20 protein-coding genes and 2 tRNA genes are annotated in these 26,394 nt (G+C 69.4%); 12 read left to right on the forward strand and 10 right to left on the reverse strand.

Going from position 1 to position 26,394, the window contains the following annotated elements:
- The first annotated feature begins 60 nt into the window (after positions 1–60).
- A complete protein-coding gene (locus tag FFS72_RS13620) occupies positions 61–3,348 on the forward strand; it encodes an ATP-dependent helicase (RefSeq protein ID WP_137874429.1) in 3,288 nt (1,095 codons plus the stop codon).
- Entirely contained in the window at positions 3,345–6,758 is a 3,414-nt protein-coding gene (locus tag FFS72_RS13625) for an ATP-dependent helicase (RefSeq protein WP_171018665.1), read from the forward strand. The genes FFS72_RS13620 and FFS72_RS13625 overlap by 4 nt, the downstream gene beginning before the upstream one ends.
- An 8-nt stretch (positions 6,759–6,766) precedes the next feature.
- Here the strand turns inward: FFS72_RS13625 and FFS72_RS13630 are convergent, their stop codons facing one another.
- Positions 6,767–7,141, reverse strand: a complete 375-nt coding sequence (locus FFS72_RS13630; protein WP_137874455.1) for a DoxX family protein — start codon at positions 7,139–7,141, stop codon at positions 6,767–6,769.
- 158 nt (positions 7,142–7,299) lie between these two features.
- Here FFS72_RS13630 and FFS72_RS13635 point away from each other — a divergent pair, with 158 nt between their 5' ends.
- Both FFS72_RS13635 and nudC read left to right on the forward strand, forming a co-directional pair.
- Positions 7,300–8,361, forward strand: coding sequence for a potassium channel family protein (locus FFS72_RS13635; RefSeq protein WP_137874431.1), 1,062 nt, complete (start codon positions 7,300–7,302; stop codon positions 8,359–8,361).
- Positions 8,362–8,437: 76 nt separating this feature from the next.
- Positions 8,438–9,322 (forward strand): NAD(+) diphosphatase, encoded by an 885-nt coding sequence (gene nudC, locus FFS72_RS13640; RefSeq protein ID WP_502704116.1) that lies wholly within the window; start codon positions 8,438–8,440, stop codon positions 9,320–9,322.
- A gap of 93 nt (positions 9,323–9,415) precedes the next feature.
- Here the strand turns inward: nudC and FFS72_RS13645 are convergent, their stop codons facing one another.
- The gene (locus tag FFS72_RS13645; protein WP_137874433.1) at positions 9,416–9,673 is read right to left on the reverse strand and encodes a mycoredoxin; all 258 of its coding nucleotides are present in this window, start codon (positions 9,671–9,673) and stop codon (positions 9,416–9,418) included.
- A gap of 112 nt (positions 9,674–9,785) precedes the next feature.
- On the opposite strand from FFS72_RS13645, the gene FFS72_RS13650 reads away from it, so the two are divergent.
- The 3 genes from FFS72_RS13650 (at position 9,786) to FFS72_RS13660 (ending at position 12,789) form a co-directional block, all read left to right on the forward strand.
- Positions 9,786–11,951: an ATP-dependent DNA helicase UvrD2 gene (locus tag FFS72_RS13650; protein WP_137874456.1), complete on the forward strand. Its 2,166-nt coding sequence runs from the start codon at positions 9,786–9,788 to the stop codon at positions 11,949–11,951.
- Positions 11,952–12,143: 192 nt separating this feature from the next.
- Positions 12,144–12,353 carry a hypothetical protein gene (locus FFS72_RS13655; RefSeq protein WP_137874434.1) on the forward strand — a complete coding sequence of 70 codons (210 nt, stop codon included), beginning with the start codon at positions 12,144–12,146 and terminating at the stop codon, positions 12,351–12,353.
- A 142-nt stretch (positions 12,354–12,495) separates the two neighbouring features.
- Entirely contained in the window at positions 12,496–12,789 is a 294-nt protein-coding gene (locus tag FFS72_RS13660) for a WhiB family transcriptional regulator (protein WP_084734195.1), read from the forward strand.
- A gap of 53 nt (positions 12,790–12,842) precedes the next feature.
- Here FFS72_RS13660 and FFS72_RS13665 read toward each other — a convergent pair whose 3' ends face one another.
- The 3 genes from FFS72_RS13665 to FFS72_RS13675 are packed head-to-tail and all read right to left on the reverse strand — an operon-like array spanning position 12,843 to position 15,454.
- Positions 12,843–13,775: an exodeoxyribonuclease III gene (locus tag FFS72_RS13665; protein ID WP_137874435.1), complete on the reverse strand. Its 933-nt coding sequence runs from the start codon at positions 13,773–13,775 to the stop codon at positions 12,843–12,845.
- 15 nt (positions 13,776–13,790) lie between these two features.
- On the reverse strand, positions 13,791–14,285 hold the full coding sequence (locus FFS72_RS13670) for a nitroreductase family deazaflavin-dependent oxidoreductase (RefSeq protein ID WP_137874436.1): 495 nt from the start codon (positions 14,283–14,285) through the stop codon (positions 13,791–13,793).
- Positions 14,282–15,454: an aromatic ring-hydroxylating oxygenase subunit alpha gene (locus tag FFS72_RS13675; protein ID WP_137874437.1), complete on the reverse strand. Its 1,173-nt coding sequence runs from the start codon at positions 15,452–15,454 to the stop codon at positions 14,282–14,284. The genes FFS72_RS13670 and FFS72_RS13675 overlap by 4 nt, the downstream gene beginning before the upstream one ends.
- A 134-nt stretch (positions 15,455–15,588) precedes the next feature.
- Here FFS72_RS13675 and FFS72_RS13680 point away from each other — a divergent pair, with 134 nt between their 5' ends.
- Entirely contained in the window at positions 15,589–16,206 is a 618-nt protein-coding gene (locus FFS72_RS13680; protein WP_137874438.1) for a TetR/AcrR family transcriptional regulator, read from the forward strand.
- Positions 16,207–16,224: 18 nt separating this feature from the next.
- Here the strand turns inward: FFS72_RS13680 and FFS72_RS13685 are convergent, their stop codons facing one another.
- The 3 genes from FFS72_RS13685 to FFS72_RS13695 all read right to left on the reverse strand — a co-directional run bounded on the left by FFS72_RS13685 (position 16,225) and on the right by FFS72_RS13695 (position 19,973).
- Entirely contained in the window at positions 16,225–17,553 is a 1,329-nt protein-coding gene (locus FFS72_RS13685) for an ABC1 kinase family protein (protein WP_137874439.1), read from the reverse strand.
- 33 nt (positions 17,554–17,586) lie between these two features.
- Positions 17,587–18,465 (reverse strand): TOMM precursor leader peptide-binding protein, encoded by an 879-nt coding sequence (locus FFS72_RS13690; RefSeq protein ID WP_137874440.1) that lies wholly within the window; start codon positions 18,463–18,465, stop codon positions 17,587–17,589.
- Positions 18,466–18,563: 98 nt separating this feature from the next.
- Complete coding sequence (locus FFS72_RS13695) at positions 18,564–19,973, reverse strand: zinc-dependent metalloprotease (protein ID WP_137874441.1); 1,410 nt, start codon at positions 19,971–19,973, stop codon at positions 18,564–18,566.
- Positions 19,974–20,110: 137 nt separating this feature from the next.
- On the opposite strand from FFS72_RS13695, the gene FFS72_RS13700 reads away from it, so the two are divergent.
- On the forward strand, positions 20,111–21,133 hold the full coding sequence (locus tag FFS72_RS13700) for a YlbL family protein (RefSeq protein ID WP_137874442.1): 1,023 nt from the start codon (positions 20,111–20,113) through the stop codon (positions 21,131–21,133).
- A gap of 35 nt (positions 21,134–21,168) precedes the next feature.
- Here FFS72_RS13700 and FFS72_RS13705 read toward each other — a convergent pair whose 3' ends face one another.
- A complete protein-coding gene (locus tag FFS72_RS13705; RefSeq protein ID WP_137874443.1) occupies positions 21,169–21,789 on the reverse strand; it encodes a PPA1309 family protein in 621 nt (206 codons plus the stop codon).
- 136 nt (positions 21,790–21,925) lie between these two features.
- Here FFS72_RS13705 and FFS72_RS13710 point away from each other — a divergent pair, with 136 nt between their 5' ends.
- Positions 21,926–24,883 carry a UPF0182 family protein gene (locus tag FFS72_RS13710; RefSeq protein ID WP_171018666.1) on the forward strand — a complete coding sequence of 986 codons (2,958 nt, stop codon included), beginning with the start codon at positions 21,926–21,928 and terminating at the stop codon, positions 24,881–24,883.
- Positions 24,884–24,958: 75 nt separating this feature from the next.
- Here FFS72_RS13710 and FFS72_RS13715 read toward each other — a convergent pair whose 3' ends face one another.
- Positions 24,959–25,537: a transglycosylase family protein gene (locus FFS72_RS13715; RefSeq protein WP_137874445.1), complete on the reverse strand. Its 579-nt coding sequence runs from the start codon at positions 25,535–25,537 to the stop codon at positions 24,959–24,961.
- A gap of 511 nt (positions 25,538–26,048) precedes the next feature.
- Between FFS72_RS13715 and FFS72_RS13720 the strand changes: the two genes are divergently transcribed.
- Together FFS72_RS13720 and FFS72_RS13725 are read left to right on the forward strand one after the other, a co-directional pair.
- Positions 26,049–26,125 (forward strand) — tRNA-Met (locus FFS72_RS13720).
- 143 nt (positions 26,126–26,268) lie between these two features.
- Positions 26,269–26,345: transfer RNA gene (locus tag FFS72_RS13725), tRNA-Met, on the forward strand.
- Positions 26,346–26,394 lie beyond the last annotated feature (49 nt).

A 26,394-nucleotide genomic window follows, 5' to 3' on the forward strand; every position in this document is an offset into this window, starting at 1 on the left:
CCTGCCCACGGGCCGTGGTGGTGTGCCGGACTGTCGGTGGTCCGTGATGGAATTCCGGGCATGGATCGGGAGCGGACGCGCGAGCGGGCGGAGCGGCCGGCCACCACCCTGGTGCGCCGCGCTCCGCGACTCCCACACACCCGCACCTGGGGTCCCGAGGTGGCGCCCCTGCTGGCCGCGTCAGCCGGTATCGGTGTGGCCACCCGCCGTCCGTGGCAGGTGCTCGGCGGGCCGGGAACGGGCAAGACGGCGCTCATCGTCGATCTGGCCGCGTCGCGCATCGGCGGCCCGGACGGTGATCCGGAATCCGTTCTGGTGCTGACCCATTCGCGTAAGGCGGCACTGTCGGTGCGGGAGGAGATCACCACGGCGTTGCTCGGCGTCGGGTCGTCGCGAGCCACCCGGGAGCCGCTGGTGCGGACCGTGCATTCCTACGCCTTCGCGGTGCTGCGGTTGCAGGCCGCCGCGCACTCCAATCCGCCGCCGCGGCTGATCACGGGGGCCGAGCAGGACGCAGTCCTGCGGGAGTTGCTCCGCGGTGACATCGAGGACGGAGCCGGGTACTGGCCGGAGCGGCTGCGTCCGGCGCTCCCGATGGTCGGGTTCGCCGCGCAGTTGCGGGACCTGATGCTGCGTGCGGGCGAGCGGGGACTCGGCCCCGAGGACCTCGAACGACTCGGGCACGAACACGACCGGCCGGAGTGGGTTGCGGCCGGCCGGTTCGTGACGCGATACGAGCAGGTGATGCTGCTTCGTGGTTCGGTCGGAGTCGAGGCACCGGAGGCGACCGCGCCCGCGCTCGACGCCGCCGAGCTCGTCGGTGCCGCGCTGGACGCCTTCGCGACCGACCCCGACCTCCTGGCCCGCGAACGAGCCAGGATCCGGTGTCTCCTGGTCGACGACGCGCAACATCTCGATCCTCAGGCCGCGGAGTTGGTCGGGTTGCTGGGCGGCGGCGCCGACCTGTCGGTGGTCGCGGGCGATCCGGACCAGGCGGTGTTCGGATTCCGCGGGGCGGACGCGCGCTATCTCACCGAGCTCGCCGAGCCCGGCGACGACCACCGCATCGTGCTGGCGACGAATCACCGCAACGCTCAACGGATTGCGACGGTCGCGGCGCGGGTGACCGGTCGATTGTCCGGCTCGTCGTCGCATCGTGGCGCGGCCCCCGCCGCCACCGACGACGGCCGCGCATCGGTCGCGGTGTTGCCGGCGGCAGGACGGGAATCGGCACTCATCGCGGACACGCTGCGCCGGGCGCACCTCCACGACGGTGTGCCGTGGTCGCGGATGGCGGTGATCGTGCGGTCCGTTCCGCGGGTGCTGCCGCCACTGCGCCGTGCACTCCTGGCGGCGGGTGTGCCCCTGTCCACCGCGGGATCGGAGCTGCCACTGGCCCGTCAGCACGCGGTCGGTGCGCTGCTGCTCGCGCTTCGCGCGACGGCGGGGGGATCGTTCACCGGTGAGGACGCCCTGGCCCTGGTGTCGGGCCCGGTCGGCGGCGCCGACCCGGTCACCCTGCGTCGCCTGCGCCGCGGGCTTCGCCGCGTCGAACTCGCCGCAGGCGGCGATCGGGATTCGGCCGAACTCGTCCGGGCGCTCGTCGTCGACGGCGAGCAGGCACACCAGGAGTTGGTGGACGGGCTCACCGAGGGGGAGTTCGGCGCGCTGCGACGCCTGCTGACCGTGCTCGCGCGCGCCCGCACCGCACACACCCAGGGGCGAGGCGTCGAAGCCGTGCTGTGGGCGTGCTGGCAGGCGACCGGCCTCGAGCGGAGGTGGGCGGCGGCGTCCCTGCGCGGTGGTCCGATCGGGGCCCAGGCGGATCGGGACCTCGACGCCGTGGTCGCCTTGTTCGATGCCGCCGCGAACCACGTCGACCGGCTTCCCCGGGCGAGCCTGCTCGGATTCGTGGAATACCTTGTCGATCAGGAGATCCCGAGCGATGCCCGATCGGCTGCGGCCGCGCAGGAATCGGTGTCCGTGCTCAGTGCGCACGCCGCGGCGGGACGCGAGTGGGACGTCGTCGTGGTTGCGGGGGTTCAGGAGGGGCTGTGGCCAGGGCTTCGTCCCCGCGGAACCCTGCTCGGTACCGAACTGCTCGTCGACCTCACCGCGGGGATCGCCGATCCCGGTGACACCACCCTGTCCCGAACGGCGCCGCTGCTCGCGGAGGAGCGGCGCCTGTTCCTGCTCGCATGCAGTCGGGCACGTCGCACGCTGCTCGTGACGGCGGTGCGTTCGGCGGGCGGCGACAGCGACCTCGAGCCGTCCCGCTTCGTCGACGAACTGCTCGGTGCGGACACCGAACTCGACGAACCCGCCGCCGACCTGGCGCCGGAACTGCCGAATCGGGTGCTGGCGCTGCCCGCCCTGATCGCCGAGCTCCGTCGCGTCGTCTGCGATCCCGACCTCGCCGCAACCGATCCGGCCAAGCAGCAGCGCGCCGCCGTCCAGTTGGCGCGGCTGGCCGACGCCGGTGTGCGCGGTGCTCACCCCGAGCAGTGGTACGGCGTCGACGACCCCAGCACGGCGGACCCACTGTGGCGCCCCGACGACGGTCCCGTACCCCTGTCTCCCTCCACGATCGAACAACTCGACACCTGCCCGCTTCGGTGGGCACTCGAACGGCACGGCGGCAGCGACGGGGAGAACACCCACGCCGTCGCGGGCACCCTCGTGCACACCCTCGTGCAGGCCGTGGCCGGGAAGATGCCACCCGACCAGGTGCGCCGAGCCCTCGCAAGTGCATGGGACGCCGTCGATCTCGGTTCGCAGTGGTACTCGCGGCGCGAGATGAACCGCACCGCACAGATGATCGACACCTTCTCGGAGTGGTTGCGGCGCAGTCGCGGCGAACTGACCGAGGCGGGAGTCGAGGTCGCCGTCGACGGTGTGCTCGAGGCGCGCACGGAGGGGGAACCGGCGGTACTTCTGCGGGGTCGCATCGACCGCCTCGAGCACGACGCGGACGGTCGGCCCGTCGTCGTGGACGTGAAGACCGGACGCAACCCGGTCAGCAAGGAGGCCGCGCAGTCGCACGCCCAGCTCGCCACCTACCAGCTCGCGGCGACGCGCGGCGCGATCGACGGTGAGCCTGCCGGGCCGGCAGGCGGAGCGCGACTCGTGTTCGTCGCCAAGGCCCACCGGACGGACGGTGCCACGCAGCGAGCGCAGGCACCGCTGACGGAAGAGACCGAGGAGCAGTGGCTCGACACGGTGCACGCCGCGGCCGCCGCCACCCAGGGTCCCCGCTACCTCGCGCGTCCGAACGACGGGTGTCGTCACTGCCCGGTCCGGTCGAGTTGCCCGGCGAGGGAAGAGGGACGGCAGGTGACCCAGTCGTGACCGACACCGCGAGAACCAGGATCACCCCGGCCGAGCTGGCCACGGCACTCGGTCAGTTCCCGCCGACACCGGAACAGGCCGCTGTCATCGCCGCGCCACCCGGTCCGACCCTCGTCGTCGCGGGTGCCGGGGCCGGGAAGACCGAGACGATGGCAGCCAGGGTCGTGTGGCTGGTGGCGAACGAGCTCGCGCACCCGGACCAGGTGCTCGGCCTGACCTTCACGCGAAAAGCGGCGCAGCAGTTGACCTCCCGGATCCGGCAGCGGCTCGCTCGGCTCGCCGATCCGAGGGTGACCCGCAGCCTGGGGCTGAGTGAGGAACTGCGGAACCGGATCCTGTCCGGTGAACCGGAGGTCAGCACGTATCACTCGTACGCGGGACGCCTCCTCACCGAGCACGGCCTCCTGCTGCCGATCGAACCGTCCTCGGATCTTCTGTCCGAGACGGCGCTGTGGCAGCTCGCCCACCGCGTGGTCAGCTCCTGGGACGGAGACCTCGACACCGACCGCAATCCCACGTCGCTCACCGAAGCGGTGCTCGCACTGTCCGGCCAGCTCGCCGAGCACCTCGTCGAACCCGGCGATCTCCGGGAGGCACACACCGAGCTCGACAAGCTGATCCACGCACTTCCCGCGGGACCGCGGCAACGCGGCGGACCGAAGAAGGAGCTACTGGACATCCTGGCCGCGCAGCACGAGCGGGTGGAGCTGCTCCCGCTGGTGCAACGGCTCTCCGACACCCTGCGACGGGAAGGCGCGCTCGACTTCGGCAGTCAGATGTCGCTGGCCGCACGCGTCGCGGCCGAACACCCCGAGGTCGGCCGCTCGGAACGTCAACGATTCCGGGTGGTGCTGCTCGACGAGTACCAGGACACCGGTCACGCCCAGCGGGTCCTGCTGTCCTCCCTGTTCGGTGGTGGCGAGGACGGACGCCTCGCGCTCACCGCGGTCGGTGATCCCATGCAGTCGATCTACGGGTGGCGGGGTGCGTCCGCGGCGAACCTACCGCGTTTCGCGACCGACTTCCCGCTCCCGGACGGCCGACCGGCGCCGAGGTTGGAGTTGCTCACCAGCTGGCGAAATCCCGCGGAGGCGCTGGAACTCGCCAACGCCGCATCGGCGCCGCTGCGCGAACGAGGCGTGCCCGTTCCCGAGTTGCGGCCGAAGCCCGACGTCGAACCGGGCGACATCCGCATCGCGCTGCACCTCGACGTGGAACGCGAGCGGGAGTGGGTCGCAGACAGGTTCGCAGCGGAATACGCCGCCGCACGGGAGCGTGGTGAAAGTCCGCCGACCGCCGCGGTGCTGATCCGGCGCAACGCCGACGCCGCACCCGTCGCCGCGGCACTGCGTCGCCGTGGCCTCCCGGTCGAGGTGGTCGGGCTCGGTGGGCTCCTCCACGTTCCCGAGGTCGCGGACGTGATCGCGATGCTGCGGCTCGTCGCGGACCCGCTCGCGGGCAGCGCCGCCGTGCGGGTGCTCACCGGGGCACGCTGGCAGATCGGGGTTGCGGATCTGGCGGCGCTGTGGCGTCGTGCGCGCGCACTCGCGGTCGGTGCGGCTCGCAGTGCCGGGGGCGCGGTCACCGACTCCGACAGTCTCGACCAGGCACTCGATTCCGCGCTGCCCGGCGAACACGCCGAGCAGGCGGGACTCGCCGATGCGATCGCCGACCCCGGTGCGAAGGAACGTTACTCGGCGCTCGGCTACCGGCGGATCACCTCACTCGCGGCGGAACTGACGTCCCTGCGTGAACGAATCGGGCAGCCCCTCACCGAACTCGTCGCCGAAGTGGAACGGGTCCTCGGCATCGGAATCGAGGCGCAGGCACGGCTGCCGTGGTTGCGTGCCGGGGGAGCGGGCCGTGAGCACCTCGACGCGTTCGCCGACGTCGTCGCGGGCTATGCCCGTAACTCCTCGGCGACGCTGACCGGACTGCTGGCCTTCCTTGCCGCGGCCGAGACCGTCGAAAACGGCTTGGCTCCCGGCGAAGTGGAGGTTGCGCGGGACCGGGTGCAGGTGCTGACCGTGCACTCGGCGAAGGGTCTCGAGTGGCAGGTGGTGGCCGTCCCACACATCGTCGAGGGCGTGTTCCCGTCGGGCACCGCGACCGGTACGTGGCTGGGTGCGATCGCGGAACTGCCGCCGCACCTACGCGGCGACCGCGCCGACGCCGCCGACGGATCGGACGGTGTCCCCGTTCCCGACCTCGAGAACGTCTACGACCGTAAGGATCTCGAAGACGCGCTGGCTGCGCACAAGGACGCGCTCGCTCGCCGCAAGCTCGACGAGGACCGGCGACTGTTCTATGTCGCACTCACTCGAACCGAGCGCGCGCTGTACGTGTCCGGGCATCACTGGGGTGAGACGGGTTCGACCCCGAAGGGTCCGTCCGATTTCCTCGAGGAGATGCGCTCCGTCGTCGAGTCGGCGGCGCGGGAGGGCAGGGCGCTCGGCGTCGTCGAGCAGTGGGAAGCGGAGCCGGAGCCGGATGCGTCCAACCCGCTGACCGCGGAGGTGGTTGCCGCGCAGTGGCCGCGCGATCCCCTGGGCGACAGACGAGCAGGTGTCTCACATGGCGCGGACCTGGTGCTCGCCGCGCTCGGCCGGGACCCTTCGGCCGCGGATGCACCGGACCGGTCCGGGGAACCCCCCGACGGCGAACACGACGAGGACTCGCCTTCCGGCGACCCGGAGGGATGGGCCGCCGACGTCGAGGCGCTCCTCGCCGAACGAGCCGCTCGTGCCGCCGCCCGCGCCGAGGTGACGTTGCCCGGCCAGATGTCCGTCAGCCAACTCGTCGATCTGGCTGCCGCGCCCGACGAGCTCGCCGCGCGGCTCCGACGTCCGCTGCCGTTCCCGCCGAATCCTCTGGCGCGCAGGGGAACGGCCTTCCACGCGTGGATCGAACGCCGGTTCGGGGCAACTCGTCTCCTCGACATGGACGAGCTGCCCGGTGCCGCCGACACCGACGGCGCCGCGGACGAGGATCTCGAATCGCTGCAGACGGCATTCCTGCGCTCACGATGGGCGCACCGAAATCCCGTCGAGGTGGAAGTGCCGTTCGAGACGTCCATTGCGGGCACCGTCGTTCGCGGACGGATCGACGCGGTGTTCGCCGACCCGGACGGCGGCTGGACCGTCATCGACTGGAAGACCGGTGCCGAGCCGAGAGCCGCGAACGAGCACGCCGTCGCGATGCAGTTGGCGGCCTACCGTGTGGCGTGGGCGGAGCTGATGACGGCTCGTGCCGTGGCCCGCGGCGGCGATCCGGTCGACCCGACGTCGGTGCGTGCGGCATTCCACTACGTGCGCACCGGCCGAACCATCGCACCGGAGGACCTGCCCGACGCCGCCGAACTCACCCTGCTGATCGAGACGGCGGGGAGAGCGACGGACGTCGTCGGGTAGTCGCCCGATCACGCCGCGGTGCGTCGGACCTTCACGGCGGCGGCGATCATCGGAAGCTGTAGGGGAAGGCGTGCAAGGGCCACCACCTTGAGCGGGGTGCTGATCTTGTCGCTGCGCACCCAGTCGACAGCCATCTGCACGTTGGCCGGGAAGACGGCCACCAGCAGCGCCGCGGCGAGAGTGCCGCCGATCCCGCGGGTGCGCGGGACCGCGAGTGCCGTGCCGACCGCGATCTCGGCGACACCGGAGGCGTACGTGTAGGCGCGGGCGTCGCCGGGGAGGCGGCGCGGCACGATGGAGTCGAACGGCTTCGGCGTGACGAAATGGAGTGTGCCCGCACCGAGAAACAGTGCGGCGAGCGCGGGAGCGGGTGAGATCTTCATGGCACCACCCTGCTGGACCGGGCGCGGCAACGCCAGTGAATCGCGCACGGAAGTCACGTCCGTTACTGTCGGTCCGATCCTGCCCGCGTGGTCCGGCACGCACCGGGCCCGTCGTTGGCTAGGCTCCGAGCCGATGTCTGCGAACGGGAGTCCCATCCATGGCCGGTAAATTCCGCCAGCGGTTCCAAGATCAGGAGAACCTGACCGAGCGACCCGATTTCGCTCTGGTCGGTGTCCTGCGGATCCCCGAGGCGATGCGCAGCCCGTTCACTCTGATCTTCCGGCGCGTCATGATGGCCGTGGGGGTCCTGTTCCTCGCCGTGTTCGTGATCTATCTGGACCGGGACGGCTACCGCGACGCCCAGGAAAACCCGCTGTCGTTCCTGGACTGCCTCTACTACGCGACGGTGTCGCTCTCGACCACCGGGTACGGCGACATCACTCCCATCACACCGAGTGCGCGCCTGATCAACGTCCTCGTGATCACGCCGCTTCGGGTCCTGTTCCTCATCATCCTGGTCGGTACCACCCTGTCGGTGCTCACCGAGCGATCCCGCCAGGCGTTCAAGATTCAGCGTTGGAGGAATGCAGTGCGCAAACACACCGTCGTCGTCGGGTACGGCACCAAGGGCCGGACCGCGATCGAAGCGATGCTCGGCGACGGCATCAAGCCGGCCGACATCGTCGTCGTCGACACCGATCAGACCGTCCTGGATTCCGCGGCCTCTCTCGGTCTCGTCACCGTCCTGGGGTCCGCGACCAAGTCGGAGGTGCTTCGCCTTGCCGGCGTCCAGCACGCCGCATCGGTGATCGTCGCGACGAACCGTGACGACACCGCGGTCCTTGTGACGCTGACGGCTCGCGAGGTCGGCCCGAAGGCGAAGATCGTCGCCGCGATCCGCGAAACCGACAATGCGCATCTGCTCCGGCAGTCCGGTGCCGATTCGGTGGTCGTGTCCTCGGAGACGGCGGGACGCCTGCTCGGCATCGCCCGCACCACCCCCACGGTGGTGGAGATGATCGAGGACCTGCTCACCCCCGAGGCCGGATTCGCCATAGCGGAACGGGAAGTGGAGCACGACGAGATCGGTGGGTCGCCGCGGCACCTGTCCGACATAGTGCTCGCTGTCGTGCGGGACGGCCGACTCGTCCGTGTCGGGTCGCCGGAAGTCGACTCGGTCGAGGCGGACGACCGCCTCCTGTACATCCGACGCGTCTGAAACCGACCGTCGTCGGGGCGCGCCGGACGAGTTCTCCGTCGCACGCCCTACTGTGGTGCGCGTGGCTGAATTCGTGATGTCCGAGGTCCCGTTGCTCTCCCGTTCGGCATTGGACCGTGCGGAGGAATTGCGGTCCGACACCGACGCGTTGCGGGCCGGGTGGGCCGACGCTCAGGTGCTGCGGGTCAACCATCGCGGTCAGGTGCGCGTCGACGGCGTCGAGCTCGTACTCGAACCGGCGTCGTCCCTCGGAACGGAACCGGTGTCCGGTGCGGTGTTCCTCGGTCGCCACGACGACGGCACCCACCTGTGGGCAGTGCGTGTTCCCGCGATGAGCGGTGAACTCGCCGACCTCAGGATGATCGGTCACCGACTCGACGACTCGAGTGCGGGCCTGCTGACCACCGCTGTCGCGGTACTCGGCTGGCACGATGCCGCCGGATTCAGCGCGCTCGACGGATCACCGACGACGCCGACCATGGCGGGATGGTCACGCCACAGCACGAGCACCGGCCACGAAGAGTTCCCCCGCACCGACCCGGCCGTGATCTGCCTCGTCCACGACGGCGCCGACCGGGTGCTGCTGGCGCGCAACGGAACGTGGCCCGAGCGCCGCTTCTCGGTCCTCGCCGGATTCGTCGAAGCGGGCGAGTCGCTGGAGTCCTGCGTCGCGCGGGAGATGGAAGAGGAAGTCGGACTGGTCGTCCGGGACATTCGCTACCTCGGGAGCCAGCCGTGGCCGTTCCCGCGGTCGGTGATGATCGGGTTCTCCGCGATCGCCGATCCGGACGCGCCACTGCTGTTCAAGGACGGCGAGATCGCCGAGGCGCACTGGTTCGAACGCGAGGAGGTGCGCGCCGCACTGCGTCTGGGGGACTGGACGTCCCCCTCCGACGCGCGCCTCCTCGTTCCGGGCTCGGTGTCGATCGCCCGAGGCATGCTCGAGGCGTGGGCGAAATAGCCGGCACGCCGGCGGCGGCGAAATAGCCGGCACGCCGGCGGCGGCGAAATAGCCGGCACGCCGGCGGCGGCGAGGTGGCCGGCCCCGCCGGGGTCAGAGACCGAGGGCCTTCTTGACCTCTGCCAGCGACGGGTTGGTGGCAGTGCTGCCGTCGGCGAACTTCACGGTCGGGACGACGTGGTTGCCGCCGTTGACGCTGCCGACGAACTCGGCCGACGCGGGATCGTCCTCGATGTCGATCTCGACGTAGCCGATGCCGCTCTCGTCGAGTTGCTTCTTGAGGCGTCGGCAGTACCCGCACCAGGTGGTCGAGTAGATGGTCAGGGCGGTGGCAGTCTCGGTAGCAGTCACGGGGGATACAACACCACGGCCATGCCCGATGTTCCGTGACCGCGGGTGATCTTCACCCCATCGAGGCCGATAATCGCGCACGGGCGCTGCCGACGTGTCGGACGGCCCTGCCATGATGGACGGCATGGCAGCAGACGCAGCGGACTCATCAGGACTCGATCCGCAGCAGTCGGCAGCCGTCCTGGCACCCCGCGGTCCGGTGTGTGTGCTGGCAGGCGCGGGTACCGGCAAGACCCGCACCATCACCCATCGCATCGCGCGTCTCGTCGCGGACGGGCACGTCGCCGCCGGGCAGGTTCTCGCCGTCACGTTCACCGCGCGGGCGGCGGGCGAGATGCGGTCGCGCCTACGCGGGCTCGGTATCGGAGAGGGCGCCAACCAGGTGCAGGCCCGCACCTTCCACGCCGCCGCGCTGCGACAGCTGCGGTACTTCTGGCCGCAGGTCGTCGGGGACACCTCGTGGGAGCTGATCGACCGCAAGTTCGTGGTCGTCGCGCAGGCCGCGAACCGGGTCGGGCTGTCCACCAGCACCGACAGTGTGCGCGATCTCGCAGGCGAGATCGAGTGGTCGAAGGCGTCGCTGATCGCACCCGAGGACTACCCGGCGGCGGTGGCCCGAGTTCGGCGTGACGCGCCTGCCGATCCCGCGAAGGTTGCGGAGGCGTACGCCGCCTACGAGTCGCTCAAGATGCGCGGCGAGACGATGATGCTCGACTTCGACGACCTGCTGCTGCACACGGCGATCGCGCTGGAGGACCATCCCGGAGTCGCGCAGGAGTTCCGTGAGCGGTACCGCTGCTTCGTCGTCGACGAGTACCAGGACGTCACGCCGCTGCAGCAACGCGTGCTCGACGCGTGGCTCGGCGACCGCGACGACCTCACCGTCGTCGGCGACGCGAACCAGACCATCTACTCCTTCACCGGGGCCACCCCGCGCTATCTGCTGGACTTCTCCCGGCGGTTCCCCGACGCGACGGTGGTCCGGCTCGAACGTGACTACCGCTCGACGCCGGAGGTGGTGTCGTTGGCGAACCGCGTCATCGGGGCGGCCCGCGGCCGGATCGCCGGTACCCGGCTGCAGCTGATCGGTCAGCGTCCGGCAGGCCCCGAGCCGACGTTCGCGGAGTTCGACGACGAACCGGCCGAGGCCGCGGCGATCGCCGCGCGGATCAAGCAGCTCATCGACTCCGGAACGCCCGCCGCGGAGATCGCGGTCCTGTACCGCATCAACGCGCAGTCGGAGGCTCACGAGCAGGCGTTGACCGAGCTCGGGATCCCATTCCAGGTGCGCGGTGGCGAGGGCTTCTTCACCCGACCGGAGGTGCGGCAGGCGGTGTCCGCGCTCCGTCAGGCTGCCGCCCGCGACGACCTGCCCGACGGCGCCGATCGGGGCGCGGCACTGGTGACGCTGGTGCGGGCCGTGCTCGTGCCGATGGGCCTGACGGACACCGAGCCTGCGGGCGCGCAGGCACGCGAGAAGTGGGCGTCGCTGAAGGCTCTCGTCGAGCTGACGGAGGAACTGCTCACCCACGAACCCGACCTCGACCTCGGCGCTCTGCTGCGCGACCTCGCGGCCCGCGCCGAGGCCAGGCATCCTCCGACGGTGCAGGGTGTGACGCTGGCGTCGCTGCACGCCGCGAAGGGCCTCGAATGGGATGCAGTCTTCCTGACGGGGCTCGCCGACGGCACCATGCCGATCCAACATGCGTTGGGGGACAAGTCGACTCCGCCGGACGAAGCCGCGGTGGAGGAGGAACGCCGCCTGCTGTACGTCGGGGTGACGCGTGCCCGCGAACATCTGCAGCTGTCGTGGGCGTTGGCTCGCAACGCGGGTGGACGCCGGTCCCGCCGGCGGTCGCGCTTCCTCCTCGACCTCGTCCCCGACGACTCGCCGGCCTCACGGATCGCGGCCCCTGCTGCGCAACAGAAGAAGCGGCCGCGATGCCGGGTCTGCGGTAAACACCTGCAGGATGCGGCGACGACGATGCTGGGCCGTTGCCAGAGCTGCCCGTCGAACCTCGACGCCGCGCTCTTCGATGCGCTCAAGGCGTGGCGCAAGGAGAAGTCGCTGGCGATGAAGGTGCCTGCGTTCGTCGTGTTCAGCGACACGACGTTGATCGCGATCGCGGAGCAGCAGCCCGGTGACGACAGCGCACTCGTCGCGATTCCGGGCATCGGCGCGAAGAAGCTCGAACGGTTCGGGTCCGACGTGCTCGCGGTGGTCCGCGGCGAGGACCCCGTCGCCGTCGCCCAGCTCAGTTTCGCCGACGACGTGTGATGAAGAAACAAAACCGCAGGTAGAAAATAGGTTGTGCGCTTCCGGAGGTAGCGCCTACCCTGGTTTCCGACGTTGTGGGCAGTGGCTCGCCGTCATGTCAGGCCGGACGGACGCGCACGCGTCACCGGGAAGTGGGACGACAGGTGTCGCAGGGCGACGCCGTCACGAATGGGACAGGAGGTGATCGGACCGATGATCGATCGGATCAGCAGCGCTCAGGCGCCAGCCGGCATGCAGGGCTATGCACCTGTCGCGATCAATGCCGCCGCTCACCTGCCCGTTGCCCCGTGGTCGGGGGAAGCGCTCACGCGCGTCGTCCGCCGTCGCCCCAAGGCAGCAGCGCTCAAGGCAGCAGCCCCCAAGTCCGTGCCCCGGATCGGAAGCCGAGACCACACTCGGTAGTTCTCTCCACCAGGCCACGGACGCCCCAGCGGACCGTGGCCGTTCTTGTTTCTCGGACAGTTCTCCCAGGCGGAGGACTCGCTCCAGGACGGGTCACCGGTTTGCACCACCCAAACCTCGACAAGTCCGTAAGGAGCACGACGTGTCCACCGCGACAGTCCGCACCATCACCGAACCCACCACCCCCGGGCCGGTGCAGCGCGAATTGCCTTGCCGTGCCGACAATCCCGACCTCTGGTTCGGCGAAACCCCCGCCGAACTGGAACTCGCCAAGTCCCTGTGCGCGGCGTGCCCGGTCCGGTCCCGCTGCCTCAGCGCGGCCCTCGACCGAGCCGAGCCGTGGGGCGTGTGGGGCGGAGAGATCCTCGACCACGGCGTCGTCATCGCCCGCAAGCGTCCCCGCGGACGGCCCCGAAAGGTCGCCGTCTGCGCGTGACCCGCAGGTGTGAACGGATCGTTCGGACCCTCCGAGGGGCCCGAACGATCCGTTCACACCAACCCAGCGGCGCTCAGGTCGTAGTCGACGACCACTGCGGCGTGGTCGCTTATCCGCCGGTCCGCCGACGGTTCGCGGTCGGTGCCTGCTGCGACGGCCGATCGTGCGAGCGTGGGCGTCGCGAGGTGGTAGTCGATGCGCCAGCCGGTGTCGTTGGCGAACGACTGCCCCAGCCAGGACCACCACGAGTACGGTCCGTCGACGTCCGGGTGCGTCGTCCGCACGACGTCGACGAGGGTGCGGGGCGACAGCAGTGAGTCGAACCAGGCCCGTTCTTCGGGGAGAAATCCCTCGGCCTGGTTGCTGCGCCTCCAGTTCCGCACGTCGAACCGTGTGTGTGCGATGTTGAGATCGCCCATCAGGAGCAACTCCCGACCCCGGGCGCGGGCGTCGCGGCGGGACCGGGTCAGCTGCCGCGCGAACGCGTCGAGGAAACGTATCTTGCGGTCGTAGCGGGCGCCGCCGTCCGGCGCCTCCCGCATACGACCCGGTTTCTGCAGGTGCGCGGGCAGCCCGCCCTTCGGGAGGTACAGGGAGGCGACGGTGATCGGTGCGTCGGCGAGGTCCACCTCGATGTAGCGGCCCTCGGTGGCGAACTCGCGTAGTCCTCGCGCCAGCGTGACGGGGTCGAGTTCGACTGCGTGGGTGTGGCTTTCGTCGGGCGAGCGCACCAACGCCGATCCCGTCCACGTCCGCACCGCCGCCGGTGCCCGGCGGGTGAGAATGGCGACCCCGTTGCGTCCGGGGATCACCCCCTCGTCGTAGGACAGGTGGTACGGGCCGAACACGTCGGGCGGGATCGCGGCCGCGGGCGCACGCATCTCCTGCAGTGCGACGACGTCCGGTTCCCGCTCGCATAGCCACTGTTCGAATCCGCGGCGCTGCGCGGCGCGGATCCCGTTGATGTTGAATGTCGCGATCCGCACGATCGCCCAGTCTATTCAGCCCGTGCGCCGGCGCAGGACGACGACCGGGATCTCCCGCTCGGTCCACGACTGATACGTGTCGAAGTCGGCGTAGGCGTCGACGAGGAGAGGCCACAACCGTGCGCGCTGTTCGGGATCGGCCGTCTCCGCGGTGACATCGCTGCACCGGCTGCGGATCTGGACGCGGGCGTCCGGATTCGCACACAGGTTGCGGTACCACTGCGGGTGTTTCGGCAGACCGCCCTGCGAGGCCACCACCACGACGTCGGCCCCGTCTTCGATGTAGAGCAGGGGAGTGGTGTACACGGTGCCGGACCTGCGCCCTCGGTGCTCGAGGAGCAGCGTCGGCACGGGTTTGCGGAATCCGGCGCCGATGCGCCACGTGCCGCCGATCCGTCCGCCGGTGCGGCGGTAGAGCCACACCTGGCACCGGCCGACGTGTTTGAAGATTCTCGGCAGAACGGGGGAGTCGAGTTGGCGGGGCCGTGGTGGTGTCGATCGGTCGTTCATCCGAGTGCCACGCCGAGTTCGGACGCGAACGTCCTGATCATGTGCTGCACGCCGATCTCGTTGCGGCCGATGATCATGTGGTCGTGCTGGCCCCGGCGCACGCCCTCGCCGCACTGCGGCAGCATCGCGAAGTCCTCGTCGCGGACGGCGGCGTGGACCTGCCCGAAGACGGTGTCGTAAAGGGCGCGCTGCTCGTCCGTGGTCGCGGGGTACTTGGCCATCCAGCTGTGCCGCAGGGTGCAGCGGGTCGGGGAGCCCGCCGGGAGCATGTCCAGGACCTCGACTCCGACGGGGCTGTTCGCGAGGATGAGATTCGGGTAGATCCAGTAGATCACTCCCATGTTCGCGATCGGGTCCCACGTACCGTCCGCGTTGGTGTCCAGGTCGGCGATCCAGTTGAACGGGAACCCCATTCGGTGGTGCCTGCCGAAACTGTCGTGGACGGAGGTGTTCGCGACGGTGTTCTGGCCGATCACGCTCTCCGAGTGGACGAACGGGAAGTGGTAGCTCTCGGCGAACGCCTCGAGCGCGCCCTTCCAGCTGACGTCCGACTCGAACTCACGTTGGTCGTGGTAGCCGTAGGAGGCGTACTCGAACCGAGCGAGTTCGGGACCCATGTCCCCGAGATGCGCGTCGACGTCGATGGATTCGCCTGCGGTGAGGACCGCCCAGACGAATCCGTGTCGCTCCTGGGTGGGCAGCTCCACCAGCCCGTAGTCGTCGCGGTTCATGCCGGTGAAACCGTCCTTGCCGGGGACGCCGACCAGCTTGCCGGTGTTCTTGTACGTCCACGCGTGGTACGGGCAGGTGAACCGGGTGGCGTTGCCCGATCCGCAGGCAGGCATCGCTCCGCGGTGCCGGCAGTAGTTGAGGAAGACGTGTGCGGTTCCGTCGCCGTCACGCGTCACCAGGAGCGAATCGCCGAGGACGGAACGGACGACGTAGTCGTCGGGCTGCGCGATCTGGGCGCTCGGCACGATCGCGAGTGGAGTGCGGCGCAGGATCTGCGCCTCCTCGACCTCGGTGATCTTCGGGTCGCGGTAGTAGTGCAGCGGCACCTGCAGTGGCGTCGGCGCCATGTCGGTCGTGCGGTCGAGGACGTGCCGAAGTGCACGGCGGGTGAGTTCTTCGGTGAGTCCGGCGGGGGAGGTGTCGTGCGGGGTCGACATCGGCGAGGCCCTTCGTTCTGGAGTCGTCGGAGAATCAGACCATACAATGCGTAGTGAATGTCTAGTCGCGGATCGCGGGAACCCGCCCGAGTAGGGTTCCCGGAACGACGGCGGCGGACGGAGGATCAGCGGGGATGCGCACACACGGGTGGTCCGGAGCCACACCGGCCGACGACGCCGAGGCGATCGCGCGCATCCTGGACGAGGCCAGGCGCGTACTGGACCGGACCGGCGGCGACATCAGCATCACCGACGTCGCTCGCGGGCTCGGCGTCACCCGCCAGACCGTCTACCGGTACTTCCCCACCGCGGAGGCGCTGCTCGTTGCCACCGCCGTCGCGCAGGTGGGGCCCTTCCTCGACCTGCTCGCAGCCCACCTCGACGGCATCAGTGACCCGGCGGACGCCGTCGTCGAAGGCATCGCGTACACGCTCGAACAGATCTCCGAGGAGAAGTACCTCGGCATGGTGCTGGCACAGGGACGCGCCAGCGCGTTCTCCGCGGGGGTCACGTCCGACACCGCGCTCACCTTCGGTCGCGCGATCCTCGAACGGTTCGGCGTGGACTGGGACGAGGCGGGACTCTCCGGCGCGGCCTTCGACGAACTCGTCGAGCACATGCTGCGGATCGTGCAGTCCTTCGTCATCGACCCCGGTCGGCCGCCACGATCCGGCGTCGAACTCCGAAACTACCTCCGCACCTGGGTGGCGCCGGCAGTCGACCGAATGCGGGTGCCGGACAGGGCATCCTGAGGGCGGACGGGTCCGGCGCTACTCGGCCCGGCGCACGTCCTCGGTGAAACCGGGCAGCCACTGCGTGAGGATGCCCATGTACGGCGCCTCCGCGTCGAGCTGCGCGCAGATGCCGACCGATCCGAGCAGCACCCGGAAGATCATCACGTAGTCCGGCGGGAGGTTGAGGGCGCGCGCGGTCCGGAAGTGCTCCGAGGAGAAGTCGGTCGCGGTCCCCGCCGCCCGCTGCAGCCACGACCGTGTGAAGTGGAACGACTCCGTGTGGATCGGGTCGGTGAAGGGTCGCAGGTAGTTCGCGATCTCGTCGTCGGTGACGTTCCGTCCGGGAAGCACGAAACCGTTGGCGCGCAACAGTTCCGTGAGCTCGTTGAACCGCTCTTCGAGAGCGAGCCGGACCATCCGGCCGAGCACCGGGGGCAGGCCACCCGGCATCGGGGCGCAGGCGCCGAAGTCGAGGACGCCGAGGCGACCGTCGTCGAGCAGCATGAAGTTGCCGGGATGCGGGTCGCCGTGCAGCAGACCCACCCGAGCGGGCGACGCGAAATGGAACTCCGCGAGTCGAGCGCCCGCGGTGTTGCGCTGCTCGGCGGTGCCGGTCGCGATGATCGCCGACAGCGGCGTCGCCGACATCCACTCCGTCACGACTACCCTCGGTGCGCTGGCGACCACCTTCGGAACCGCGAACTGCGGGTCGCCGTCGAACTCGGCGGCGAACGCCCGCTGGTTGTTCGCCTCGATCCGGTAGTCGAGTTCGTCCTCCGTCCGGGCGGAGAGTTCGTCCAACACCGGCTTGACGTCGACACCGGGCATCACCGCGGTGAACATGCCCGCCATCCGGGACAGCGTCTTGAGGTCGGACCGCAGTGCCTCCTCGGCTCCGGGGTACTGGACCTTCACGGCGACGTCCCGCCCGTCCGACCACACCGCACGGTGTACCTGCCCGATACTCGCGGATGCGGTCGGTGCGTCGTCGAAACGGGCGAACCGCTCGCGCCAGCGCGTCCCGAGCTGCTCGTCGAGAACCCGGTGCACCTTCCGGGCGGGCAGCGGGGGAGCTTCGGCCTGCAGCTTCGTCAACGCGTCCCGGTACGGCTCGGCGAACTCCTCGGGAACAGCGGCTTCCATGACGCTCAACGCCTGGCCCAACTTCATGGCGACGCCCTTGAGCTCACCGAGAACCGTGAACAGCTGTTCGGCGGCCTGCTGCGTCAGCTTCGCGTCGATCTCGTCCCGATCGCCGCCGGCCAGCTTGCGTCCGAAGCCCACCGCTGCGCGTCCCGCGATTCCCAGAGGGATGCTCGCGAGTTTGGCGGTGCGGGCTGAGCTGCGGCGGGGGATGTCAGGCACGCCCCCATCATGGCGGACGATCCCAATCTTCGCCTACACCGCTGGTGAGCAGCCACACTCCGGACGGCGCGACCACTTCCTGCGCCGCAGGCGTGCCGATCGCAGGTCGAACTCCAGCGCCGTGTCCAGGGAGGCAGGTGCCCGCGCGGCGTCCCCGGCGAGGAGGATGCCGATCTCGCTCACCGCGAGCGCGACCGTCGCCCGAACGGTGCCGGGCTCTGCGTAACCGACCCGCCCGAGAAGTTGGGCGGCGAGATGCGGCCACTCGGGGTCGGCAGCCGTCCGGTGCAGGTCCCCGCACCGCAGGCAACTCGTCCGGCCCGGCAGCACCAGGGGGCCGACCACGCCACGTCCGTCGCGGAGCCGCACCGGAAGGTGAGGCCTGCCCGACTCCATGAGGACCGCGACGGTACACGGGTCGGGCACCAGGTTGTCGGCGAGGACGACGCAGTCCGCACGATGGAAGGCGGGTGTCTGCGCCGACCGATCGGGCCCCGAACGGGCGATCGCGACCTGGCCGGTGCCGAGCATCGCAGCGATGCCGTCTGCGAGGGGACCTCGCCCGTGCACGTGGACCTGGCGAACCGGGGTGTCCCGCATCGCCCGATCCGAGAGCGGCGGCAGCAGGGCGCTGGCGGACGAGAGTTCGGCCAGTATCTGCTCGATGTCCGGGGCGTCGATGCCCGCCCGAGCGGCCTCCCACACGATCGCCGCGTGGCTGCGTCGGCCGTCGAGCAACCGAAGTACATCGGCCAGGGCGGCCGTGTCCACTCCCGGAGGCGGTTGCACCAGCAGCGCGTTCTCCGGATCCCACCCCAGTTGGACGGCGCCACTGGGCCGGATGAGAACGGGGGTGCGTGGATCGAGTCGGGGTGCGCCGAGGACGGCGTCGTCGGCGAGCAGGCGGGTCATGCCTGCCAGGGTGTCAGCCGACGTCGACGCCGAACGCGGTCACAGCCCAGTTGTCCACAGGGCTGTGACGCGCTGAACTGGACTTTCCCGCTCGGCCGCTACTTGTTCGGATTGTCGGTGTCGCCCTGTTCCTCGCCGGCATCCCGGCCGGCCTCGCGCTCTTCGCGTTCGCGGGCCTGCAACGCCTCGAGCTGCGCGATCGGATCGTCGAACGAGCTGGTGCCACCGCCGACCACGCGGTCGACGAACCCGGCAGGGCTGTCGAGGTCGCTCGAATCCGGGAGCAGGTCGGGATGCGCCCACACGCCGTCGCGTCCCTCCATTCCCGCCGCGTCGGTGACCTGACGCCAGAGCTGGGCCGCCTCACGAACCTTGCGGGGGCGCAGTTCGAGACCGACGAGAGTCGCGAACGTCTGTTCCGCAGGTCCGCCCGTCGCGCGTCGACGGCGCAACGTCTCGCTCAACGCGCCGACACCGGGCAGCCGGTCGCCGAGCGCCTCCGCGACGACTGTCTCCACCCATCCCTCGATCAGTGCGAGCAGGGTCTCGAGGCGCTCGAGTGCCTGCTTCTGCTCGGGGGTCGTCTGCGGTTCGAAGGTGCCCTGCTGCAGCAACTCCTCGATCTTCGACGGATCGGACAGTGAGTTCGGGTCGAGGCTCTGGGCGGCCTCCTCGATCGCCGAGAAGTCCATCTTGATGCCGCGGGCGTACTCCTCGACGGTCGACAACAACTGCTGCCGAAGCCACGGGACGTGAACATAGAGCCGCTGATGGGCCGCTTCACGGGCCGCGAGGAAGACGAGGATCTCACGATCGGGCTGTTCCAGGCCGTCGCTGAACTTCTCGATCGCACTCGGGAGCAGCGCCGCGACCCCGTTCGGGCCGAGCGGCAGGCCGATGTCCGTCGAGGTCAACACCTCGGACGCCAGCTGGCCGAGGGCCTGCCCGACCTGGGAACCGAAGGCGAGGCCGCCCATCTGGCCGATCATCCCGAGCATCGGCCCGGCCATCTGCTTGGCCTCTTCGGGCAGTCCCGACACCCACATACCCGAGACCTGCTCGGCGACCGGATCGCAGAGCCGCTTCCAGGTGTCGAGGGTGTTCTCCAGCCACTCCACCGGAGTCCAGGCGACGGTGCGCGTGGCACCGGCGGGCAGGGTGGTGGCGCCGTCGAGCCACAGTTCGGCGAGGTGCGCGGAGTCCGCGATCGCGGTCGCGGTGGTCGACGAGACGGGCGTGACCGAACCGATCTGCTGCAGGGCCAGCTTCTTGGCGACCTCGTAGTTGACGGGCCCGGACTGACCTCCCGTACCCATCGAACTCCCCATACCGCTGAGCATCTGCCCGAACTGGGTGAGCATCTGCCCGAGCGACGCGGGATCGAAACCCTCCGCGCCGAATCCGAACGGAATCCCACCCGGGCCCGTCGGGCCGCCGCCCCCACCCGCGTTCTTGTCACGGTCGGGATCGTCGTCGGAACCCGAGAAACCAAACGGCAGATTGCTCATACGTCCACGGTACAAGGCCCGTCGCTCGGCAGCGGCAGCAGAAATCACGCCGAGCGCGAACATCGGTGCCGACACTCCGGCGACCGCGGTGGCAGGTGCGACCGGGAACACGTCCGGCCGACCTCTACGCTGGCCGAGTGAATCGACGGTTGGTCACTCTGGTTGCGGCGCTCGTTCCGGTCGTGGCGCTACTCGGACTCGGAACGGTGGTGCAGGTGCCGTTCGTGGCGCTCGGACCCGGCCCGACGTTCAACACGCTCGGCGAGGTCGAGGGCGAACAGGTCGTCGCCATCACCGGCACCGAACTGGACCCCACCACGGGAAACCTCAACATGACGACCGTGTCCGTGCGGGACGGGCTGACGATCTTCGACGCGTTCGGCTTCTGGGTCAGCGGCCGCTACGGCATCGTGCCCCGCGAAGAGGTGTACCCGTCCGACCGCAGTCGAGACGAGGTCCAGGAGGAGAACGCCGCCGACTTCGCCCAGTCCGAGGAGTCTGCCGAACTCGCCGCACTGCACTTCCTCGGTGAGCCCGTCGCACTGGAGGTGAGCGACGTCGCGGAGGTCGGACCGTCGCACGACGCGCTGCAGGTCGGCGACCGACTGATCAGCATCAACGGCACCGAGGTCCGGACCGTCGGCGAGGTGCAGCGGGTCGTCGCGGACCTCGCGCCCGGCGCCGTGGCCACCGTCGTCGTCGAACGTGACGGAGTGCAGCAGACCGTGCCGGTCACCCTCGGCGCCCGACCCGGACACGCCGACGTCGGATACCTCGGCATCACCCCGACGGAACGGCCCGACGTCCCGTTCACCGTCGAGTTCAATCTCGCCGAGGTCGGAGGACCGTCCGCCGGGTTGATGTTCGCCCTCGCGGTGGTCGACAAGCTCTCCCCGGGCGAAGTCAACGGCGGACAGTTCGTCGCGGGTACCGGCACCATCGACTCGGACGGCAACGTCGGACCGATCGGTGGCATCCCCTACAAGCTCGTCGCCGCGCGGGAAGCGGGAGCGACGACCTTCCTGGTGCCGTCGAAGAACTGCGACGAGGCGAAGCAGCAGGCTCCGGACGGGTTGCGCCTGGTTCGCGTCGACGACCTCACCGGTGCCGTCGACGCCCTCGACTCGCTGAACACGGGCGGCGACGCGCCGGCCTGCTGACGGTCAGGGGGTTGGGCCCTGGGCGCCGAGTGGCGTCACCAGTCTTCGGGGTCGGCCTCGAGAGTCGCCTGGAGTGCGTGGACGAGGCCGGGGGCGAGGTTGTCGCCGGTGCGCAGTTCCGGTTCGGCGAACGGGTCGTCGTCGTCCTCGGGGGCCAGCGCCAGCGCGCTTTCCGACCGGCCGTCGCGGAGGACGGCGACGATCAGGCGGGCGGCTCGACGTTCGGGGTGTGCGCCTGCCGCGGCGCGGATGACGTCGTCGGCGGCGTTGTCACGGCTGAGTGCGGCGTCGACGGCCGTGTCGAGGTCGGACGCGGCGCTCGGCGGCAGCACCAGGATCTCCTGGACGACCATGCAGCCGGCGACACCCGGTGCCCAACTGGTGGTGCCCAGGTACTCCTCGAGGGCCGCGCTGCCGCCGTGCAGATCGTCGGGGAGTGGGTGCTGCTCGATCGGGGTGAGTTCGGAGCCCGACTCGAGTTGATCGAGCAGGTGCGGCTCGGCGGCCGCGATCTGGGCGGTCGGGACGAGCGCAAACATCTTCGGCGGTTGACCCCACCCGTCGGCACCCACGTGCGCTGCGACCTCCTGGACGCTCCGAATCAGCGCGTCGGTGGAGATCGGGGCCAGGTGGTCGGTGCCGTCGAAGTCGTTCACCCGACCATCCTCGCACTCCGGGCGCGTATCCGGACAACCCGGACGACCGACCGTGCGCACTTCGGCGGCCCACGTAGAGTGGGACAAAACACCCTGCGGCCGCCCGGCGCGCCGCCCAACAACCGGAGTGTGAGACGTGGGCATGCGGCCCCCCACCGGACTACCGTCGTTGTCCAGACGGAGCCGAGTGTTGTTGGTATTGGCGCTCGTCGTGGCGGTTCTACTGTTGATCGGGCCCCGTCTGATCGGTGGCTACACGAACTGGCTGTGGTTCGGTGAGGTCGGATTCCGAGAGGTGTTCTCGACGGTCCTGCTCACCCGGATCGCGCTGTTCGTCGTCGTCGCTCTGATCGTCGGCGGCGCCGTCTTCGGGGGGCTGCTGCTCGCCTACCGGTCGCGCCCGGTGTTCGTACCCAACGTCGGTCCCAACGATCCGATCGCGCGGTACCGGACGGCGGTGATGAGCAGGCTCAAGCTGTTCGGTGTCGTTGTACCGGCCGTGATCGGCGCGCTCGCAGGCCTGGTCGCGCAGTCCAATTGGGTTGCGGTGCAGATGTTCCTGCACGGTGGATCGTTCGGCAAGCAGGATCCGCAGTTCCACCTCGACGTCGGTTTCTACGCGTTCGACCTGCCGTTCTACCGGTTCGTCCTGAACTGGTTGTTCGTTGCGGTGATCCTCGCGTTCATCGCGAACCTGGTCACGCACTACGTGTTCGGTGGAATCAGGCTCGCCGGTCGCGAAGGGGCGTTGAGCAACGCGGCGCGGATCCAGTTGGCGGTGCTCGCAGGTACGTTCTTCCTCCTCAAGGCGATTGCCTACTGGCTGGATCGCTACTCGTTGCTCTCGAGCAGCCGCAAGGAGCCGACGTTCACCGGCGCCAGTTACACCGACGTCAATGCGGTGCTGCTCGCGAAGCTGATCCTGATGGCGATCGCGGTGATCTGTGCGATCACGTTCTTCGCGGCGATCGTGTTGCGCGACCTCCGGATTCCCGCGATGGCGACCGGTCTGCTGCTGCTGTCGTCGATTCTCGTCGGCGCGGTCTACCCGCTGGTCGTCGAGCAGTTCTCGGTCCGGCCGAACGCCGCGGACAAGGAGAGCGCGTACATCGAGCGGAACATCGCCGCCACCCGGGAGGCGTACGGCATCACCGACGAACAGGTGACGTATCAGGACTACCCGGGGTACAGCACCAAGTCGCCGCGCGACATCCCCGCTGACCAGACGACGATCGCGAACGCGCGACTGCTCGATCCCGGTCTGCTCTCGCCGACGTTCACGCAGCAGCAGCAGCTGAAGAACTTCTACGGGTTCCCGCCTGCACTGGACATCGACCGCTACCAGGTCGACGGCGAGAAGCGCGACTACGTCGTCGCGGCGCGTGAGCTGGCACCGCGGAGCCTGACCGGTAACCAGACCGACTGGATCAACCGGCACACCGTGTACACGCACGGGAACGGATTCGTCGCGGCGCCGGCCAACAAGGTCAACGCGGCCGCGTCGAACTCCGCCGAGGAGGCCGCCAACTCCAACAGCGGCTACCCCGTGTACACGGTCAGCGACATCGCCTCGCAGCAGGCGGGCAATCAGGTCATTCCGGTGGACCAGCCGCGCATCTACTACGGCGAGGTCATCGCCGACACCGACGTGGACTACTCGATCGTCGGTGCCGTGGACGGTGAGGGGCCCCGCGAGTACGACACCGACACCTCTCAGTACACCTACACCGGTGAGGGCGGCGTCTCGATCGGAAACTGGTTCAACAGGCTTGCCTTCGCCGCCAAGTACGCGGAACGGAACATCCTGTTCTCCAGCGCGATCGGCTCCGACTCGAAGATCATCTTCAATCGTGACCCGCACGAGCGAGTGACGAAGGTCGCGCCGTGGCTCACCGCGGACGGCAACATGTATCCGGCGGTGGTGGACGGGCGGATCAAGTGGATCGTCGACGCCTACACGACGCTCGACAACTACCCGTACGCACAGCGGTCGTCACTCGACGGTCTCGTCGAGGACAGCATCGACCAGACCACGGGTCGACCGCTGCCGCGCAAGGAGGTGTCGTACATCCGGAACTCGGTCAAGGCCACGGTCGACGCGTACGACGGCACGGTGACCCTGTACGAGGTGGACGAGAACGATCCGGTCCTCGACGCGTGGATGAAGGTGTTCCCCGGCACGGTGCAGCCGAGCAGCGCGGTCCCCGACGACCTGCGTCAGCACTTCCGCTACCCGGAGGATCTGTTCAAGGTCCAGCGGGAGATGCTCGCGAAGTACCACGTCGACGATCCGCGTGAGTTCTTCACGAACAACGCCTTCTGGTCGGTACCGAGCGATCCGACGATCGAAACCACGGCCAACCAGCCGCCGTACTACGTGACGGTCGGTGACCCGGAGTCGGCGGACCCGAGGTTCAACCTGACCAGCGCGATGGTGGGTTTCAACCGGCAGTTCCTGTCGGCGTACATCTCGGCACAGTCCGATCCCGAGAAGTACGGCGAGATCACCGTTCTGCAGTTGCCGACCGACACGACGACGCAGGGTCCGCAGCAGACACAGAACTCGATGATCTCGGACCCACGGGTGGCGTCCGAGCGGACACTGCTCGAACGGTCGAACCGCATCCAGTACGGCAACCTGCTGACGTTGCCGATCGCCGAGGGCGGCATCCTCTATATCGAACCGATGTACACGGAGCGGAACTCGACCAGTCAGGACAGTTCGACGTTCCCGCAGCTGTCCCGCGTGCTGGTGAGCTACCGCGAGGCGCCACCGAGCAACAGTGTCCGGGTCGGCTACGCGCCGACGCTGTCCGAGGCACTCGATCAGGTCTTCGGTCCGGGAACCGGTGCCGCGGCCCCGGCGCCGACGGGCGCAACGGAGGGTTCGCCGCCGTCGGCCCAGCCGGGTCAGGCGCCCGCGACCCCGGCGCCCACGGTTCCCGCCGGTGACCGTGACGCCGTCGTCGCGGAACTCGATGCCGCGTTGGCCCAGATGAAGCAGAGCCAGCAGAGCGGTGACTTCGCCGCCTACGGCGCCGCACTCGAACGGCTCGAGAAGGCAGTTACGGCCTACCAGGGCCTGCCCAGGTAGGCGTCACAGGAGAAACAGAGAAGGCGCCCTGCCGATCGAGGTCGATCGGCAGGGCGCCTTCGTGTGTGGCGCGGGTCAGCGGGTGAGGCCCACCAGGTAGATGCTGTTCGCGTCGATGGCCGCACGGACCTGGTCGCCGACACCGTACTGGTCGGCGGTCGCGATTGCGGCGTCGCCGGCCGCGCGGAGTTGCTCGGTGGTCGGCGCGGGGAAGTTCTCGGGCAGTCCGGGAATCGTGGCGACGGTCGGAACGGTGGCGGCCGCCTCCACGACGGGTGCGGGTGCGGGCTCCGGGGCGGGCGCCGGCTCCGGCTCCGCGACGGTCAGGTACTTGCCGCAGTGGGGCCATGCGCCCGCGCCCTGCGTGGCGAGCACGTTCTCCGCGACGCGAACCTGGTCCGCCTTGGATGCGTTGTGCGCCTGGCCGGATCCGCCGTTCGCGGCCCAGGTGCTCTGCGAGAACTGCAGGCCGCCGTAGTAGCCGTTGCCGGTGTTGGTGGACCAGTTGCCGCCGCTCTCGCACTGCGCGACGCCGTCCCAGTTGTGGGTGGCTGCGGAGGCGGTGCCGATGCTCAGTGCCATCGGGACGGTGGCCAGGGTGGCGGTCACGGCGACGGAGGCGAGGGTGCGCGTGCGTGTCTTACGAGTGGTCATGCGGGGTGAATCCTCTCCGCGCTTGCCGACGGGTCGCACTGTGCGATCGGTGCGGATCGGCCGTGGCGGACAGACTGCTGTTCGTCGCCCGGCGCCGTGTTCTCCGCGTCCGTCCCTGCCCCTCGAAGGTTTCGGGGTTCCGATCCCGCGGGGCAGAGTCGAGCAGCGGCGGGTCGGCTGAGCCCGGTCGTTTCGGGCCGTCGGCGAGGCTAGCCAAGAATTCGCTGCGGGTCATCCCGGTCGAACTGTGGCCTGCCGCAACGTACTTCGGTGGATAGCGTGCATTTCGCCAGGTCACCTCGGCGGGTTGCGATGCGCTGTCCGATTCGTTACCCCGCCGTTATGTGTGGGGGATCACCAAGATTTTGTGAAGTGGGACACAGGAATTCGGGTGCTGCGTCGGTGCTGCGTCCCAGCGGGAAGCGTCTCGGTGTGGTTCCTGTCGCGAAAGTGGTCGTTGGCCTGGCGATTTGTGTTCGGTTCACCCGTTCGTGTAACTTTCTTCATGCAGCGCGGGGTGGAGCAGCTCGGTAGCTCGCTGGGCTCATAACCCAGAGGTCGCAGGTTCAAATCCTGTCCCCGCTACCAAAGAACGAAGGCCCGGTCTCATTGCGAGACCGGGCCTTCGTCGTTCTCTGTCGCGGGTTCGTTCGGTGCTCGCGTGGTGGCTGCCGGCCCCCGTGGGGCGTGGTTAGGAGCCCTCCGAAAGTCGTGTACAGTAGTCATTGCAGCGCGGGGTGGAGCAGCTCGGTAGCTCGCTGGGCTCATAACCCAGAGGTCGCAGGTTCAAATCCTGTCCCCGCTACCAAAGAACGAAGGCCCGGTCTCATTGCGAGACCGGGCCTTCGTCGTTCTCT

It is taken from the genome of Rhodococcus sp. Q, from assembly GCF_005503035.1.
Taxonomy (GTDB): domain Bacteria; phylum Actinomycetota; class Actinomycetes; order Mycobacteriales; family Mycobacteriaceae; genus Rhodococcus_G.